The 700-nt window shown below is 47.7% G+C and carries 2 protein-coding genes; both read right to left on the bottom strand.

All coding sequences use genetic code 11. From position 1 onward, the window contains the following. Positions 1 to 303, bottom strand: a 303-nt coding sequence (locus tag R7Z50_RS27580) for an ABC transporter substrate-binding protein (RefSeq protein ID WP_318149764.1), incomplete at its 3' end; no start/stop codon positions are given. 27 nt (positions 304 to 330) lie between these two features. Beyond that, the coding region (locus R7Z50_RS27575; protein ID WP_318149763.1) for a biopolymer transporter ExbD at positions 331 to 700 on the bottom strand (370 nt) is incomplete at its 5' end.

The following is a 700-nucleotide window of genomic DNA, read 5'->3' as shown; positions in this document are numbered from 1 at the left end:
TGTTGGGCCCATCTCATCAGAGCCAATTAACTTGGTTGGGCTCAGTGCCAACAACCCCTCTGCTGAAAGTCGGCGATGATACCCAACGTCGGGTAACTCCATGCCTTGCGGCAAAGAACTGGTTACATCAACGGCGACCAAGCTGTCTTTCGCATCGAGCGCAAGTAATAGTTCGGTAACGGCGCTGCCCGCACTGACGACGCGTTCTGAGTTTGGGGCGTTGTTGGCAAAAAGGTTCGTGCTTGCAAGTAACAGAGCGGCAGCAGTCAACGCTGTGCGCACTGGTGATAATGTGCTCTTCATGAAAATGTTCTCAGTTTTATGTTCTTGTTATGGCGACTCTTCAGTGAGCAATTGAGTCGCCTGAATTCCGTTTTCTTGCAAAAAGCCAAGAAGCTGAACAAGTGATTGAATATTGGCCGTTTTTTCTGCACCAATCACAATAGGTTTATCGGTTGATTTACTCTCTTCTAGCAGCGCGAGAGTGAAGTTTTCCCAATCAATGTACGTTTGTCCGTTGATCGCCCAATAAGGCTCATCCTTGAGGATATTAACGGTAATCGACTGCTTATCGACCTCTGCAACGGCCTGAGAGTCGGTGCTTGGCAGCGCGACATCTAATGAATCGAGTTTGACTGCGGCGGTAAGCATCAAGAAAACCATCAAAATAAAAATGATGTCTAACAGCGGTGGTAAATCT

It is taken from the genome of Vibrio sp. 1249-1 (genome assembly GCF_033340495.1).
This window is presented reverse-complemented; position numbering and strand designations above follow the sequence as displayed.